We start from the raw sequence: 16,319 nt of genomic DNA, 5'->3' as shown, positions 1-16,319 counted from the left end.
TTCTCGGACACGAAACTCACACAGACACTGGACTTCTACCTGGGGACCCAACCACGCCCTTCGCTCGACACTTCACGCCAATGGACTGCGCTTCCGCAAGAACTACCCGATCCGTCTCGATCGAAGGTCCGTTCGCTTCGACTCAGTCTTCGCTCGCGGCTCTGTCAAGGCTTTTGTGGACGGCTGTCATCGGCACGTCTGTCTCGAACAACGTCGGCGACGGAGGTCAAGCGTCGAGTTCTGTGATCACAAGCTGGGAACGAACCAGGAGCGCGACCGACTACAAACCTCACCGCTACGGAAGCGGGATGGACAGTTGGTCCATTCTGGGAGCGTGCGCAGCTTGAGTCGGCAGCGGCAACGGTCCTCCGCACGGTTGTTCCAGCAGGCTAAGCACTATCGGACGTCAGCAAATTCCGCCAACACACATCGTCCCAAGCTTGTATCAGCACCATTGCGCGATCCGCAGGGTACATCGAGCACACTTACCGTTCCTTAGTTTTTCCTGCTCCATGTTCGAGCCAGCGCAGATGCGCCACCCGGGATCAGACGCAGGGCGGTGCTCGAAGCCTTCATCGCTAACCGTGTCCCGCTCATCGGAGTCCATACGGATCAGAGGCTCGTGCCCAGTAACCGGGTTCCAGCACTCACAACAGCGAATGTCGGAGAACATTGAGCCCGTCTCCACGAAAGACAGGGGAGAGCAACGATGTTGTGTTGAGACAAGGCTTCTGACCCGGCCATGAAGCGCGCAGCTGTGCCGAATCCCAATTCTTCCCAGGCCGTTAAGTAGACCCATCTCGAAGCACGGTGCGGAGCTCCAGGTCACACAGCGACACCCGCGTGTGTCCGGAAGGGTAAACACAGCCCGGCTGATCCAGGAAAATCCTGGGCGATTCACCGCTGCGACCGTCCTGACAGAAGACGCACTGCGCTTTCAGGCAAAGAAGCAAGGGTCGGGTACGAAGCACGACTTGAAAGTAGCCGCTGACGTGCTGACATGCGGATAGGCGCTGTACCAAAGGACGTGAATTACCCAGAACGAGAACGCGCAAGAACGCCGATCTGGGGGGTGCGTAGCAGTTGCGCTACTAACGAGTCATCTGGTGACGCCACTCCTTGACCACCGGCAGGCAAACCCAACAGCACGCCGACGTGGAGTCGGTGACGGATGAGCCGACCCGTGAGGACGAAGGCAGCCGAGCTAGGTGGCCGCGCCCTTGCGCCCCGTAATCGTGAGCGTCTCTGCAGCCGGAACGGTATGACGGAACCTGACGGCGAGCAGATCACTGTCCCGCGGATTCCATTCGGTAACCAACCGCGGCGACCCGGGTCGAGTCGTCACGCTGTCGCCACCGAACTCCCACTCGATGCCGCTCACGACGAACAAATCGGTGGGCTGAAACCGTCTTGCGTGTTCGACCTCCCTATACGTCAGTTCCACCTTCGATGCCGAGCCGCTCGAGCCCTTCACCTCCACATGCCGTTCCGCCGGAAGATTCCCGGTGCCGGAGAGCAACAGATCGAATGGTTCGAGCGCACCAACGTCCTCGCACTGGTAGCCCAACGATTCGTAGTAGTTGATCGCTTGCGATACGGCCTGCAACTCGACCGCACGACGGACTTTTGGGTCCGATATGTAGCCAGCTTCCTGGCTTCGTTCCTCCGCTGAGAAGGAGGTAAGGGCGTCGACTTCATAGCGGGCTAGGTCCTGGAGCTGCTCCGCATCAACAAGACTGAGGTGGCGAGCATCAAGACTAAGGGTGCGCTCCGGGTGATCGGCAGCTTCCAGGGGATCGTAGTTGTCATTCGACCATCGCTGGTGTCCAGCGCGTACCGCGTTGTACTTCCTCAGCTGAACTTCGGACGTCGGTCTAGATTCACCTCGTCGGACGAATGTCCGCGCTGCCCAACTGGATGAGGGATCGGAGCGGCTTGCCATGAACTGCAGGGCCCGCCCATATCTGGGCAAGGTCGGTGCAGCGGCGAGCAGTAGTTCCTCGGATTCGGACGTCGCGTCGGGTATCGAGGCCGGCTCGGCGAAGTGTTGACAGGAACGCCAAAGCCCGAACAGCGGTTGACTGGCATTCATTGCTTGTCACCGTCTAGGGCCTGTTGGAACAGTGCCAAGAGGATGGGCAGTGCGGACGGCCCACATATGAACGACATCACCCTCTGATTATGGCCGTAAGGAGCCGCTTTTCCCTGACCGAGTGCGGACAGTACGCGTGCCGAATGCCCCTTTGGTGAAGCTCGCTCGTCCAGGCTCACAGCGCCAGCGTCCACTACTGGCAGCGTCGTTGCGGGTAGTAGTTAACACCGGCACCAGTCAATAGCCGCGATGTCGGGTCGTACCTACTCCGAGCCCCAAGGACAGAATGAGCGGGGTAAATGAGCGGTCGCGATCGCAGAGCTTGGTTGCGAACTGGCCAAGCGCAACGAGCAAAGCTTGTGTCCGACCATCGAGCTAAGCGGTTGGCCAGTCCGAAAGCGTCTCATCTCCAAGCCACCGATACCACGCTGGTCTGTCCACATCCGTCACGAATCGTTCTGAGAAGACCGTCCGACCGCGCTTGACCTGAACGCCAGCGATCTTTGCTCTGCCACCTATAGTCGCTACGGCCTGACGCTGCTTCGCTTCCTCGTCAGCTTCAAAATACGACCGTGATAGCAAGTGCTCCACCTCACGAACAGTCACGTCGTAGGTGCGCAGCGGCTTGCAGTTCAATTCTGCTACCCGATCCACAGCTAGAGAATCATGGCCCAACGATCCAAATATCGACCAATCTGCAATGGTCGAAACCTCGATCTGACCTACGCGGTTCAGAGTGTGGAACCTAGTCTCGTCTGCTATCCGATCTGGCCCATAGGATAGCGACAACAGGCCAAGGGGCTCCTCAACCCATGCGCGACAACGGCACCAACCTGGATCTCGATCAGGATCATAGAAGTCCGAAGCCAGGAGCCCGGCTGCCTCGTCGGCGAGCTCGCAGTCGTACATGTCGGGACATTGATGTGGGCATCTGCAGCGCTCTGCTTTGTTCCACTGGTAGACGCTTGCGCGCAGCGCACTAATGATGCCATCGACGGTCTCGCCCGGGTTGCAATTTCCGGGGGCGTTGCTTTCCTCGGCAATATCGTGGACGCTACGTCCGCCGATCTCTCCGCGCCCGTAAGTCGCCCACAAAACTCCCGAGTCTCCGACTGGCGTCGAACCGAACCCGACATGACGAATTTTGACCTGGTCGCTCCGCACTTCGTGGCCTTGCCGTGTGCGGCGACCGTCGGCTGCAATAACGAACCCATCAGAGGCCCGCGCCAATACAATTACCGTCATTTGAGCATCGCCGCGCGGACTGCCACCGTGAGTGTTCCGATTCTTGAGGGTGCCGTTGCACGGTGGGGTTTTAGCCGAGCTACTCGATTGTTCGGATCGTCTGCTTGAGTGCGTTTCCCCATGTGAAGTCTCTCGTCTCGTGTTGAACTCGACCAATCACGATGCCTGGGTGTACTCCTACCTCCAGCGCGAACTGGCGTAGAGCAACCGAGCTCTTTCGCCGAGGGCGTCTTAACCAGTCACTGGGCGGAATCAGTGTGTCGCGTGCAAACTGATCGGCCTCGGCCTCGAGCGGTCCTTCTGCTTCCTTACCTTCAATGAACAGACGGTCATGTGGGTGCAGGAGGACGTGGCCGAGTTCGTGAAAGAACGCAAACCAGAAGAGGTCGTTCTTCTTGCCTCTGCCGCTTAGTTGAACTACCGGGTTGGGACCCACCCAGTGGGTCACCCCTGAACACCTTGTCGCGTCCGGGCCCGCGTCGAAGATGACGGTAACTCCCACGTCTGCGCAAATCCTCACAGTCTCTGCAAGGAACTCGTCCTCGGGAAGGGTCGTCAAAGCTCTGAGTTTGGGTATGGCTCCATACAGACTCGCCGCGTCATACTCCATCTCCCCTCGAGAGTTGACTGCATGTGCACCGACACGTATCCACGTAGCAACCGCATAATCGTTGATTTGATATGCCTTCGACTGTTTGAAGCCGGCGACCGTGTGTTGCGGGAGCTTCAGCAGAGTGTCGACATCGGCGATTCCAAAGAAGTGCAACACTTCCCTCACCGTCTCAGCTGGCTGGCCAGCCGGGGCAGTCAAAAACCCCCGCTTGCGCAGGTAGGCCAGGGGAAACTGTGTGAGATCTGAGAGCCTGTCCGATAGTGTTTCGTCCTTCGCCAGGCGTGCGACGTCGAGTCGGTACTGATTCTCGTAGTTCATCCAGATGCGGGCGGGAACTCCAGTGACGAGCTCTAAGTCCTGCGCAACTGGGTGAGTGAGCACGGCCTGCCCAGACACCAGCTGGCTTACGTGTTTTCGCGAAACGTTTAGCGATCGAGCAAGGTCTGCTTGACTCATTCCGTTCTCGTCTAACCACTCAGCAATGAACTCGCCGGTAGGCACCGCGTAGTTCGTTGACATGAGCTCATCTCCTCTTTGCGTAGTGTTCGGAGATTTCGACCACTGTGACAACGGTGGCATCGACTGGCGGGTTCTCCACGCCTCCTTCAGGAACCACGATGACTCGGACTGCGTCCTTGACCGTTCCTGCCGCCTGGCCCGCCCTGTCGTGTAGCAGCCAGTGCCATCTCCCGCCCGCCGGAGGAAATACGTCCTTCAGCACGTCAGCCGATTCAAGCTGCTTGATCCGACGGGCAAGACCGTCCGCGTGCTGTGGACCCAACTTCCTAGTTGCGTGCCGTTTGTCGGTCGCCAACTTCTCGACCGCTGCATCAGCGTATCGCACTTCCATCAGGCAGTGTTACCTATCAGGTAACGCATTGAACTCCTCATCTATTCGCGTGCACTGAATTTGCCACGAGCATGCAGCCGAGATTTCGATAGCCACAGCCAATCATCAGGCGCTTCACTCCGCGCTTCGACACTCCGGGGCGTCAGCCGGCCGCGACGACTGTATCTGGGAGAACGGACAACGCTGGACGCGGTGATTCTTGGCGAATCCGCAGACTTGGGAACGACCGCCCAAACCAGTTAGTGACGACCCGCAGACCGCTCGCCTTCTGTCCCCACCTAAGGCGTTCCCCTCAAGCGAGACGTGACCGCCACCGGCGGGTGCTATCCCCTCCGACTGTCAGCTGGGGCCAACTTAAGCTGCCCGCGCAGACCTGACGAAGGTCTCAAAAACGATGGGTTTACGAGACACCTGCACACCTTCACCCATCGGTCGCATGCCTCCGGCTCGCTCCACCGTGACTTGTCTCAAAAGCCTGTCTCATATCTGGTAGTCTCAAAACTAAGAGATCGACGCGATTATGAGACAGGAACACGCATGGCAGTCATTGGATACGCACGAGTCAGCACAGTGGATCAGAATCCGCAGCTGCAACTCGATGCACTGGACAAGGCCGGCGCGGAGCGGGTGTTCACCGATCGCGGTGTTAGCGGATCGAAGACAGACCGGCCTCAGTTGGCAGCCTGCATCGACCACCTGCGTGCAGGAGACACACTGACAGTCTGGAAGCTCGACCGCTTGGGCCGAGACACTCGGCATGTACTCGACGTCATTGCAGAGCTGACAAGACGAAACATCACGTTCAGGAGTGTGACGGAGGGCCTGCACACCGACGGCCCCATGGGCCAGGCCATGCTGACCATCATGGCAGCCTTCGCCCAGCTCGAACGCGACACCATGATTGAGCGGACCCGCGCAGGGCTCGCCGCGGCAGCAAAGAATGGCCGCAACGGAGGACGCCCGAAGAAGGTAGACGCAGCTGCGATAGCTCGAGCTCGTGACCTCCTCGGCAAGGGTCTGACTGCCGATGAGGTAGCAAAAATGCTGGGCGTGAGCCGAGCCACCGTGTACCGCCATCTCCGCACGGCGTCAGAGCTCGACTTCGACTCAGCGCGGCCCTGAGCTCTCACCCGGCCAGTAGCGTGGCCACTATGCGCACCGACACGACGGCCTTACAAGTCACTGGGTGGCTCGCAGACGGCCCACCATCAGGATTCGATAGCGGAATACGGATCAACGCCTCATGGTGGCAAAAGACTCTCGGCGAGGCTGGTCGTGCCAATGAGATGCCGCCGACCAGCGAGGGCCAACTGAGCCGAAGCGACATCTTTCGGATCGCATCCCTCGGATTGCAAGACCCCCAGGTCGCACGCACCGTCCTCTGGGCTTCGCTGGCATGGGGTGAGGGCACGCGAGCATTCAGGAATCCAGGCCGAGTGCGGGCTTTCCTCACCGATGCCGACCACAATTCCGACCTACTTACCGAGGCAGCCGGCCTGTCACGCACCGAGCCGGAGGCGGCTTACCGCTTGCTGAACGGCCAAATCAAGAACATCGGGCCAGCCTTCTTCACCAAGTATCTGTACTTTGCCGGAGCTGGCGACCCGGAGCACCCGAGTCTCATTCTCGATGCTCGGGTAGCAGCAGCGCTCCGAGACCACTGTGGTTGGGACTCGCTACGCATCGGCGGAGCATGGCCACCGGACACTTACGGTCGATACTGCAGCCTGCTCCAGCGTTGGGCTCGCGAGCTGACCGCAAGCGGCAAAAAAGTGCATGCAGAGCACCTTGAGTTCCGACTATTTACGCGAAAGTGAACCATCCGCACGCTTGATCGGCTGGCTCGCTGCGCCTGCGATCAGTTTCTTCGTCACGATTCGGCGGTGACCTCAAGCTCGCTAACGATGCGCAACGTCTCCACCGAAACGGTCGTCACCTTCTTGATGAGTTCGACGATGTAGGTCGGGTCGTCGTGCTCGTCGCACCATTCGTTCGGATCATTGACGATGCCTGACGCCTTGTCAGTCTTGACCTGGTAGCGATCAATAATCCACCCCAGAGCGGACCGTGACCCCAGGAGATAGTCCTCCGCTTCAGCGGGGATGCCTGCGATGGTCACCTGCGCGTTGTAAACGATGGCGGTGCGATCGGTCTTGCCGCGCCATTTCATTTTCTCGACCCGCCAAGTCTCGCGGTCAGAGACATCGACGCCCGCCTTCATGTCGACCGCCAGAGGGTACGGATCGACGGACTCGTAGTCAGTATGCAGTTCCATGAGCTGCTCACCCGCAACGGCAAGCTGCCTGAACCGTCCAGCGGAGTCCGGGGTGGGGATATGCGGCAACATCTTCCTCAGGTCCCCGGCATAAGTCTGCCGGTAGCTTGAGATGTGGAGCTGCGCGTAGACGGAGTAGAAAATTTGGTCCTTTGTGACCGTATCTCCAAATGCATTCTTATAGGTACCCAGAATCGCATCGGTGATGTTGTCGATGCGCCTGTAGCCGTAGTCGTCGACTTCAGGCTGACCGGCTGTGGCCGTGCCAAAGTCGAGACTGCCCTCCTCTGAGCCCTCGGCTTCCTCATACAGCCACCGTGGGAAATACTGACCATTCTGGCCAGCCCCCAACATCTGCACGTCGGGCAGCGTCGTCGTGGCGAGCAGCGAAAAGTCCGCAGTCGCTCCCACCCCAATGGCATAAAAGCCCAGATTACGGTGGTGCGGCGTCGGAAATACGGACGGCATCCGGTAGACCATGTCGCTTGTTTTGAGGTCGAAGTAGACCCATTGGGGTGTGAAGGGCCGGTACGAGCCAGCGAAGACCATTTCATTATCCCAATTGATGCTCTTCTGTCGATTGAGGTGTTGTCGCAAGCTTCTGTTCCACGAGATTTTGCCGGGACCGGCCAATTCAGGGTGGGCATCGAAAAAGCCGTCAACTGTTGTGGCCGGCCCGTCTTCCGACAACAACCTTGCAGCGTCTCGATACTGCTGGGTCAGCTCGATCACGGACTTGTTCAATGCCGAATGGGACCAGTTGTATACCCAGGCATCGCGTCCAGTTTTGAGGCCTGAAGAGTATGTGCGGAAGATGGGTTGAGCCGTCGACCTCCTATCTCCCAACGTGGGCCACTTCCCAAATTCCTCGTTTCGTTGACTGGTCCAGTCTCCGTGGCCGTTCGGAGTGATGCTCTGCCAGTCGACTGTGTTGACTCGGTCCGCGTCGACAATGCGTAGCTTTTCCTCCCGCGTCAGATAGTCACCGATGTCTCGGTAATGGACCTCGCACGGCCCTGTCTGCGCAACGTTCTTCACTCCGATGAAAATTGCAATGGTGGAACGACTGCCACTGCCGAAGACCTTGCCGCCTTCTTTCCTGGACAGGTCACCGGCTGTTCGCTGGTTGCCCCGCAGGTTGTAGACGTACAGTTGAGCGTATTCGTCAGCGAAGGACAGACGCACCCCGCTGGCGGTATTGCCGTCGATCCAGCCGCCGTTCGAGACGAAGGCGACAATGCCTGTGTCGCCGACGCGGTCGGTCGCCCACCTGTACGCCCGATAGTAGGAGTCGTAGAGGCTGTTCTTGTTGGTCCCCTTCGACCGTTCGGCGTAGGTTTCTTCGATCCGCCCGTCGAGGGTGGGGTACTTGACGTTCGCGTTGAGATCGTTCGCGCTGGACTGCCCAACGGAGTAGGGCGGGTTGCCGACGATCACATTGATCGGCATCGTCAGCTGCTTCTCGATGCGAGAATTGTTCTGCGGGAACATGATCGCGTCCATCGAGTCACCGTCCTCGGTGATTTGGAAAGTATCGGCCAGCACAATGCCCTCGAACGGAACGTACTGGGCCTCGTCCCCGTCGTCGGTGGTCAACGCGTGAAACGTGGACTCGATGTTGACCGCGGCGATGTAATACGCGAGCAGCATGATCTCGTTGGCGTGCAACTCGTTCGCATACTTGCGTACTAGGTCGCCGGGGAGGATCAGCCCGGATTGCATCAGCCTGGTGATGAACGTGCCCGTACCGGTGAACGGGTCGAGGATGTGGACACCCTTATCGGTGAGACCACGCCCGAATGATTCCTTCGAGACATAGTCGGCTGCGCGAAGGATAAAGTCGACGATTTCGGTGGGCGTGTAGACGATGCCGAGGGCTTCGGATTGCTTACGGAATGCGATCCGAAAGAACCGCTCGTAGAGCTCAGCGATCACCTGCTGTTTGCCTTCGGCACTGTTCACTTCGGAGGCTCGGACTCGGACCGAATCGTAGAACTTCTCCAACCCCGATGTCTCCGCTTCAAGTCCGGTATCTCCGAGCGCGTCGACCATTGACTGCATAACGATCGATACCGGGTTGTGGGCGGCGAAATCATGGCCTGCGAACAATGCATCGAAGACTGGCTTGGTGATCAGGTGCTGGCTGAGCATGCTGATCGCGTCATCGCGGGAAATGGAGTCGTTCAGGTTGTCTCGCAGGCCCGTCAAGAACTTCTCGAACTGAGCGGTGACATCAGCCGAAGCGCCATCGAGGAGCGCGTTAATGCGGGTGATCTGGGCGTTGGCGATCTCGGCTACGTCGCCTGCCCATTGTTCCCAGTAGACGCGGGTGCCGACCTTGTCGACAATCTTGGCGACTATCGCTTCCTGCCACTCGGAGAGCGAGAACAGCGCCATCTGCGTGGCCATAGCGCCATCACCGGTCGGTTCACCACCGCCCGGCTTCTCTTCGTCGGTGGAGGTGCCATCGGAGATGGACTCGTCGCTGTCGCTCGTCGGCCCGATGTGCCCACCGAGCAGCCGGTCAGTTCCTTTGCCGGTCTTCTTCGGTGAGTTGGCGTTGAGCGCGATGGAGTTGACCATGGCGTTGAATCGGTCGTCGTGGGCGCGCAGGGCGTTGAGGACCTGCCAGACGACCTTGAAGCGCTGATTGTTCGACAGGGCCTCCGATGGGGAGACTCCGGCGGGGACCGCAACGGGCAGGATGATGTAGCCGTAGTCCTTGCCTTCGGATCTGCGCATCACGCGTCCAACTGACTGCACAACATCGACGACCGAGTTGCGGGGGTTGAGGAACATCACCGCGTCCAGGGCGGGGACATCGACACCTTCGGAGAGGCAGCGGGCGTTACTGAGGATGCGGCACTCGCCTTCAGGGATCGGTGCCTTGAGCCACGAGAGCTGCTCGTTGCGTTGCAGGGCGTTGAAGGTGCCATCGACGTGATGGACCGTGCATGTGAGGTCTCGGTTCATGGAATCGATCTGCTCACCGTCGTTCTCGGTGTCGTCGAGTAGTTCGCGGTAGGCGTCGATGACGGCGGGGAAGACCTCGGCGACCTGCTTGGATGCGGCGATGTCCTTGGCGAACGCCACGGCTCGCTTCATCGGGAGCTCACCGGGAGTGAATCCGTCGCCGTCGGTGGTGCGGCCGGCGCGTTTGGCGAGCCCGTTCCAGCAGCCGACGATTTTCGAGGCGTCGTCGAGTCTGAGTTCGCTGAAGTTGCCGGCGAGCTGCTTCTGCATCGGTGAGGCGATGAGTTCCTCGTCGACGGTGAGGACGACGACCTTGTAGTCGGTGAGCAGGCCGCGTTCGACGGCGTCGCCAAAGGAGAGGCGATGGAACTCCGGCCCGTAGGTGGATTCGTCGTCCATCGACGTCAGCTCGGCGGAGTGTTCTTCAGCTTTGTCGCGGACTTTGTCGTCGAAAATGCGGGGTGTTGCGGTCATGTAGAGCCGTCGGTCGGCTCTCAGGAACTCGGCATCATGCACCTTGACGAAGTTCGAGTCGTCCTCACCGATCAGTGTGACGCCGGTGGTGCGGTGGGCTTCGTCGCAGATCACGAGGTCGAACGGGTCCACACCTAGGCCCTGGGCTGCTGCGACGGCAGGGAGCGACTGGTAGGTCGTGAAGACGACCGTCAGACCCTTGGCGCGCTTACGGTGCGCCATCTCCGACGCGAGCGTGGCTGGATCAGTGGTGACGGGGATCGCGACGTCGTGAACGTTGAAGTCCTCTGCCGATCGGGAGACCTTGTTGTCCGAGCACACAGCGAATGCGCGAAGGGGCAGCTTCGTCTGCGCTGTCCACTCTCGGAGTGTCTGCGACAGCAGTGAAATCGACGGGACCGCGAACAGGATGCGTGCGTGCCCGCCGGTCTCGGATGCGGTGCGTTCTGCGATCTTCAGCGCTGTGAACGTCTTGCCTGTGCCGCAGGCCATGATCAGTTTGCCGCGGTCGTTGCCCGCCGAGTAGCCGGCGAACACTGCATCGATGGCGTCTTGCTGGTGCGGCCTGGGGTCGTGGCGTTTCGCTTCGCTCAGGTCGATCGTCAGGTTGCCTTTCGGCCACGCGATGTCCCAGTCGATCGGGGAATCTGCGATCTCGGCGAGACCGATGCGCTGGACGGGAATCTGCTGGTTCTCGAGAGCCGCCTCGGCATTGCTTCCCCACCGGTCGGTGGTCGAGATAATTACTCGGTTGGTGAAGGGGTTCTTACCTGAGGCGGTGAAAAAGCTATCGATGTCACCCTTGGCCAGGGTGTGTGTGGGCTCGTAGAATTTGCATTGGATCGCAGTGAGTTCCCCGGTGTCGCTGTTGCGGGCCACGAGGTCGATGCCGGTATCAGGCTTGCCGGCGCGGTCAGGCCAGTCCATCCAACGCCATACTTGGTCGTACTCCTGGCTGAGCAGGGGATCGAGCTGGAAGTAGCGAACCATCAGCTGCTCGAACTTCGTGCCCCGCTCCGAATTAGAGGGGGCCTGCCGGAACGCCTCGATGACCTCATGCACGGAGCCCACTTGAAAAACCTCAATCCACCCACGGCGACAAAACTTGAAGTTCATCCTGCCGTTGAGTTGGCCGCTATCACTAACGGCTAGGCAATCCGCTGGTCAGACCGCGTGGTGCTTAAGGGTGCGGTCCAAATACGCATGGTGATTCTGCCCTCATGTCAGCTCATGGTGAGGAAAAAGAGGCTGACGGCCCTTGTCTCTACCGTCTCGCCCGAGGCGGCAAGTATCTGTCGAATGTGTCCTCGAAGTCACGCTTCCTGTATCCCCTTACTCGCCGATCGCTACTGTGACTTGCCAGCACGCCAAAACCTCGGAGCCTCCTTCCCAAGGCGGCAGCAGTCAAATCCGCCCACGGGGATTCGTCCTCAAGCGCCAGGTATTGGAGCAGGTCGTTGGTGCCGACGAAGGGTTCGCCGAGTTGGCGAAACACTTCGCGGATGCCGGTCAGCAGCATGAGTTCACGCGATTGTCCCTCGTCGGCCTCAGCAGCCTGCGCGAACTGAATCGCCGCGGCCCGAGCTCTGAGTCCCCAGTCTCGGCTTGCAGCATCGGCAACCGCCACCAAGGGTTCCCACGTGTCAGCTGCGCGATCATCCACGGGCAGCTCGGGCTCCGCACCCTCCAGTTGTTCGAGAAGTTCTTCGGACCATTGGCTAAGCCTGGCGCACAAGTCCGCGAGACCGGGCCCATCCCGCTTCAGCCGGAATGGTGAGACCGACTCAGAAGGCTTTCGTCTGCGCATCTGGATCACCACGGCGCGGTCCTCAATCGTGTCTGGCAGTCGGCCGATGCCAGCGAGCGCGGCTGGCGCGAACGTTTGGAAGGTTTTGGGATCGTGACCCTTGCCGCCCACCCTGCCGATGGTGCTGCCCCGCTGAAAACCTGCGTTGAGCAGGCTGCGCAGGTCTTCGTTTTGGTCCGCCTTAACTCTGGTGCCGAAGAGCGCGTCTGCCTCATCGATCAATATAATTGGGGGCTCACCCTCGCCAATGATACGAAACAGGTAAGCCACGCTTGCTGAGGAAGTTCGCACGGTCCGAACTGTGAGCCCGTCGATGACCTCCAGTAATCGCGTCTTTCCTGACCGTTTGAGTGAACTTCGGATAACAAGGCGAGGCGCGTAATCGAACGCGCTCGCGCAGTGCGTGTAGGCCACCCAGAGAGTGACAGCGGTGTAGGCATTCTCATCAGGGAGCACGCAATAGGTCCTGATCGCCTTCCTTACGTTGTTGAGCAACGCCGCCCCGTCGATCGTCGCCGTGGTGAGAAGGTCGGGCACGCCGTAACCGACAGCCGCTTCATTCACGTTGACCCCCCAGCGCCGATCGGCACACTCCGTCGATCTCCCTTGAGCTAAGTCCCGACGACTCAGCTGCCACTCTGAGCCTCTCGAGCAGGTCTCCAGGCGCTTGCGCCTCAAGCGCTCGACGCAGGGCCCAGTAGAGAGTGGAGTTTCGCTTTCCCGGGCCTGCCAATTTCACTGTTCGCTCCAGGCCATCCCAGCGCCGGGCCGACCGAGACTGAAATGTCGGGCTGACGGGACACCCGGGGCCATCTTGTGCAACCCGGGGCCAAGCAGCGGGCGGAAGATGGACAGGGGGTCTCAGATCGATCCACCGATAGGTGCGTCCGGTAATAGGATGGACCGACGGCGCTGCGACGAAATACTGACTGCGACCCTTGATTTCGACGCCATCGGTTCCCTTCACAAGTCCGCGAACTGGACGATCGAATCGGTACAGGAGATGCCAACCTCCCCCACCAGTCTCGGCCATAGTGGTCCTGCCAAACTCAGCAACCTGATCCACTGTCCCGCCATTTCGCGGGTCGATATCCAGAAGGATGCAACCCGCCGGCACACGCAGACCGATATTCGAGCACGGCTGCTCATCCCACCACGCGCGAATCACAGTTTGACTCGTCGTCGCCGCATAGACGCCTCGCCTGACGGTAGGCGTCTTGCTTTGAGGACCGAGGCGGACAACCTCGAATCCTGCAGTTGCATAGGCCAATGCACGCTCGGGGAAGTTGGCGGTCATCGCAACCTCGCCTCCCACAGGCAGGTTGCGCGCCCCGATTCATCCTCGGGATAGCCGGCGAAAACCGCGCCAGTCCTCTTGATCAGCCGCGCCTGCGAGAGCCAACCGATGACCAGCCCGAGGTGGCCCCGCAGGGGTTCCACGGGCATTCGCTGGGCGACCATCGACGCAGTGAAGGGAAGGCCTTTGTCGACCCAATCCCGCACTCCACGCTCACAGAAAAACAAGCTCACGCTTCGGTCCGTCAACTCACCGATCAAGCCCTTCGCCCGGGCGTCGTCGAGAATGGACTCGACGACATCCAGTCGCATGTCTGCACTGTTGGGTGGGTAAGACTGAATCTCGCTACTAGGATCGTTCATGCTCAACTTCTTCCTGGGTTGTGCGGATGTGGACGGCCCTCACGGATCAACGCAGCTGTAACTGCGCTGTGGGGGCCGTCTGACAGAGAGGTAGTGCGGTTTCTCAGCACGCCTTGCGTGTTGGGACCGGGTCCCCTGGTTTGACCTTGGTCGCGGTGCTCGTCTTCTTGTACTCCTGAAGCCAACGGGTCAGGTCAACCCACTCGTAGAGCACCCTCCCGCCTGGTGCCTTTGAATAGGCCGGTCCGATACCCCGGTATCGAAGCTGCGCAAGCGTCCCTGGGGTGGTCTTCAAGTAGCCCGCCGCTTCAGATGGTGTAGCCCAATCGTCCGAGGAGTCCTTCATCTCAAGTCCAATCTATGTTGCTAAAATCTACTGCGCTGACTTGAGAACCGTAGAGGCTCACATGATCTCTAGTCAAGTCTGTTGATTTATCCTGCACTGGATTGAGCTTCAGTGAGATGCATCCACCTCGAACACGCCTACTCAGCATTGTGGAAACCTGCTACATTTTCGAGATGCCTACTCCGACTCTCGCGCAGGCGATCGGCCTGAATGTGCGCCGCCTGAGGCAATCCAACAACCTGACACTCGAGGCGGTCGCGAAGGCGAGCCGCGAACGAGGACTCAAATGGGACAACACACGCGTGGCAAATTTCGAGGCAGGGAAAGTGCCGCCAAGCTTGAATACGCTTGTGCCACTTGCACTTGCCCTTTCCGACTGCGCCGCATCGCCGATAACACTCGGTGAGCTACTGGCATCCGACAGTGCGATCCGCATCAACGACGTGCTTGCAGTTGGACCAAAGACCCTTTCGGATTGGGCTTCTGGCAAACCGATCTCGGCTCCTGAGCAGCTGATCGGAGGCATCGTTCTGCAATACAAGACTGCTGAGGGTCGCGGGGTAGTCACTGACAAGGACCTTTCGCACGTGCACAAGCGCGAGAGAGCCCTTGTCGCCGCGGTGCTGAGGGATTCTGGACTGACTGAAGCCAGGGTTGGCCGCGCACTAGGAATAAGCCCCACAAGGTTGGCGATTCTGTCTGTCCGGTTGTGGGGACGGTCATTTGCGGCAGAGCGTGACCATCGCGCTCCGGCCAACGCATCTGCGCAAGGGAGAGGTCAGATCAGCCGCGAATTGAAGGCCGAACTAGCGGCAGTGATAGCGACCGATGGCCACAGTTAGCGCCTACCCGACAGCAGCAGGCACTAGGTACCGGGTTCGATACCGGACGCCGGACCGCAGGCAAACCGACAAACGAGGTTTCAAGACGAAGCGCGAAGCCAACGAATTTGCGGCCACCGTCGAAGTCGAGAAGATGACCGGTCAATACGTCCCTCCAAGACTAGGAATGATCACCGTCGGCGAGCTGGCACCGAGCTGGCTTGATCGCAAGGAGACCGACCAGAAGCCGTCAACCTACAGGTCTACGGAAACCGCGTGGCGGGTTCACGTGGCTCCTCGCTGGCACGCCACGAGGCTGGCAGACATCGATAAGGATGCCGTCGAACGCTGGATATCAGCGATGTCACGAGCTGGAAGCGGAGCAACGGTAGTCAACCGCGCGCATGGCGTGCTCTCGGGCATTCTGGCCACGGCGGTGAAGTCGAAGAGGCTTGCGCACAACCCCGCCCAGGGCGTCGAAAATCTGCCGAAGAAACAAGGCAAGCCACACGTCTATCTCAACCATGCAGAAGTTATTCGGCTTGCTGAAGCCGCAGGTAAGCATCGCGTGCTCGTCTTGGTATTGGCCTACTGCGGAATTCGCTGGGGCGAGGCTGTAGGGCTCCGAGTCGGGCATCTCAACCTATTGCGGAAGCGCATGAACATCCGCGAGAACGCGGTCCAGGTCGACAACAAAGTTCACGTCGGCAGCCCCAAATCAGGAACGGGCCGAGCAGTGCCCCTGCCTTCGTTCCTGATTGACGAGCTATCGCTCGCGTGTAAGGGCAAGTCTGCAGATGATCTTGTTTTCCCCGGCCCCGACGGCAATCATCTTCGCCGCTCGGTGAGCTCAACGGGATGGTTCACGCGAGCCGTACAAAAATCGGGGGTACCTCGAGTCACACCACACGACCTAAGACACACCGCGGCAAGCTTGGCAGTCAGCGTTGGTGCCAACGTCAAAGTTCTACAGAGAATGCTCGGGCACGCCTCCGCAGCTATGACGCTCGACGTCTACGCGGACCTGTTCGACGACGACTTAGAGGCCATCGGCGCGGCCCTGGACCGCGCTTACTCAACCGAAGTTGTGGGCAAGATGTGGGCAAGCAAAGCCTCAAATATCTTGAAACTCTAAAGAAAAAGCCCTGACCTGCACCGTTCGGT

The 16,319-nt window shown here is 59.7% G+C and carries 11 protein-coding genes; 4 read left to right on the top strand and 7 right to left on the bottom strand.

The window, feature by feature from the left end; genetic code table 11:
- Window positions 1–1,204: 1,204 nt before the first annotated feature.
- From ACODSO_RS18035 to ACODSO_RS18025, 3 genes are all read right to left on the bottom strand, one after another.
- Window positions 1,205–2,092 (bottom strand): protein NO VEIN domain-containing protein, encoded by an 888-nt coding sequence (locus ACODSO_RS18035; RefSeq protein WP_489038149.1) that lies wholly within the window; start codon window positions 2,090–2,092, stop codon window positions 1,205–1,207.
- A 1,324-nt stretch (window positions 2,093–3,416) separates the two neighbouring features.
- Window positions 3,417–4,469, bottom strand: a complete 1,053-nt coding sequence (locus ACODSO_RS18030) for a helix-turn-helix domain-containing protein (protein WP_489038147.1) — start codon at window positions 4,467–4,469, stop codon at window positions 3,417–3,419.
- Between the two features lie 4 nt (window positions 4,470–4,473).
- On the bottom strand, window positions 4,474–4,800 hold the full coding sequence (locus ACODSO_RS18025) for a hypothetical protein (RefSeq protein ID WP_489038146.1): 327 nt from the start codon (window positions 4,798–4,800) through the stop codon (window positions 4,474–4,476).
- Between the two features lie 537 nt (window positions 4,801–5,337).
- On the opposite strand from ACODSO_RS18025, the gene ACODSO_RS18020 reads away from it, so the two are divergent.
- Window positions 5,338–5,922 carry a recombinase family protein gene (locus ACODSO_RS18020; protein WP_489038145.1) on the top strand — a complete coding sequence of 195 codons (585 nt, stop codon included), beginning with the start codon at window positions 5,338–5,340 and terminating at the stop codon, window positions 5,920–5,922.
- Between the two features lie 29 nt (window positions 5,923–5,951).
- On the top strand, window positions 5,952–6,617 hold the full coding sequence (locus ACODSO_RS18015; protein WP_489038144.1) for an 8-oxoguanine DNA glycosylase OGG fold protein: 666 nt from the start codon (window positions 5,952–5,954) through the stop codon (window positions 6,615–6,617).
- Between the two features lie 53 nt (window positions 6,618–6,670).
- On the opposite strand, the gene ACODSO_RS18010 is transcribed toward ACODSO_RS18015, so the two are convergent.
- From ACODSO_RS18010 to ACODSO_RS17995, 4 genes are all read right to left on the bottom strand, one after another.
- Window positions 6,671–11,593: a DEAD/DEAH box helicase gene (locus ACODSO_RS18010; protein ID WP_489038143.1), complete on the bottom strand. Its 4,923-nt coding sequence runs from the start codon at window positions 11,591–11,593 to the stop codon at window positions 6,671–6,673.
- Between the two features lie 193 nt (window positions 11,594–11,786).
- Window positions 11,787–12,893 carry a DUF3631 domain-containing protein gene (locus ACODSO_RS18005; protein ID WP_489038142.1) on the bottom strand — a complete coding sequence of 369 codons (1,107 nt, stop codon included), beginning with the start codon at window positions 12,891–12,893 and terminating at the stop codon, window positions 11,787–11,789.
- Window positions 12,886–13,626 carry a bifunctional DNA primase/polymerase gene (locus ACODSO_RS18000; RefSeq protein ID WP_489038141.1) on the bottom strand — a complete coding sequence of 247 codons (741 nt, stop codon included), beginning with the start codon at window positions 13,624–13,626 and terminating at the stop codon, window positions 12,886–12,888. The genes ACODSO_RS18005 and ACODSO_RS18000 overlap by 8 nt, the downstream gene beginning before the upstream one ends.
- Complete coding sequence (locus ACODSO_RS17995) at window positions 13,623–13,988, bottom strand: hypothetical protein (RefSeq protein ID WP_489038140.1); 366 nt, start codon at window positions 13,986–13,988, stop codon at window positions 13,623–13,625. The genes ACODSO_RS18000 and ACODSO_RS17995 overlap by 4 nt, the downstream gene beginning before the upstream one ends.
- Window positions 13,989–14,435: 447 nt before the next feature.
- Here ACODSO_RS17995 and ACODSO_RS17990 point away from each other — a divergent pair, with 447 nt between their 5' ends.
- Together ACODSO_RS17990 and ACODSO_RS17985 are read left to right on the top strand one after the other, a co-directional pair.
- Window positions 14,436–15,176 carry a helix-turn-helix domain-containing protein gene (locus tag ACODSO_RS17990; RefSeq protein ID WP_489038139.1) on the top strand — a complete coding sequence of 247 codons (741 nt, stop codon included), beginning with the start codon at window positions 14,436–14,438 and terminating at the stop codon, window positions 15,174–15,176.
- The gene (locus ACODSO_RS17985; RefSeq protein WP_489038138.1) at window positions 15,163–16,290 is read left to right on the top strand and encodes a site-specific integrase; all 1,128 of its coding nucleotides are present in this window, start codon (window positions 15,163–15,165) and stop codon (window positions 16,288–16,290) included. The genes ACODSO_RS17990 and ACODSO_RS17985 overlap by 14 nt, the downstream gene beginning before the upstream one ends.
- Window positions 16,291–16,319: the final 29 nt, after the last annotated feature.

It is taken from the genome of Rhodococcus sp. FG69 (assembly GCF_057808915.1).
The sequence above is the reverse complement of the archived record's forward strand: the minus strand, read 5'-3'. Positions and strand labels throughout refer to the sequence as shown.

Bases quoted from the DNA above. Each gene is read 5' to 3' on its own strand.
- ACODSO_RS18035 (WP_489038149.1), bottom strand. From the start codon at position 2,092: ATGAATGCCAGTCAACCGCTGTTCGGGCTTTGGCGTTCCTGTCAACAC.
- ACODSO_RS18015 (WP_489038144.1), top strand. From the start codon at position 5,952: ATGCGCACCGACACGACGGCCTTACAAGTCACTGGGTGGCTCGCAGAC.
- ACODSO_RS18025 (WP_489038146.1), bottom strand. From the start codon at position 4,800: ATGGAAGTGCGATACGCTGATGCAGCGGTCGAGAAGTTGGCGACCGAC.
- ACODSO_RS18030 (WP_489038147.1), bottom strand. From the start codon at position 4,469: ATGTCAACGAACTACGCGGTGCCTACCGGCGAGTTCATTGCTGAGTGG.
- ACODSO_RS18020 (WP_489038145.1), top strand. From the start codon at position 5,338: ATGGCAGTCATTGGATACGCACGAGTCAGCACAGTGGATCAGAATCCG.
- ACODSO_RS18000 (WP_489038141.1), bottom strand. From the start codon at position 13,626: ATGACCGCCAACTTCCCCGAGCGTGCATTGGCCTATGCAACTGCAGGA.
- ACODSO_RS17995 (WP_489038140.1), bottom strand. From the start codon at position 13,988: ATGAACGATCCTAGTAGCGAGATTCAGTCTTACCCACCCAACAGTGCA.
- ACODSO_RS17985 (WP_489038138.1), top strand. From the start codon at position 15,163: ATGGCCACAGTTAGCGCCTACCCGACAGCAGCAGGCACTAGGTACCGG.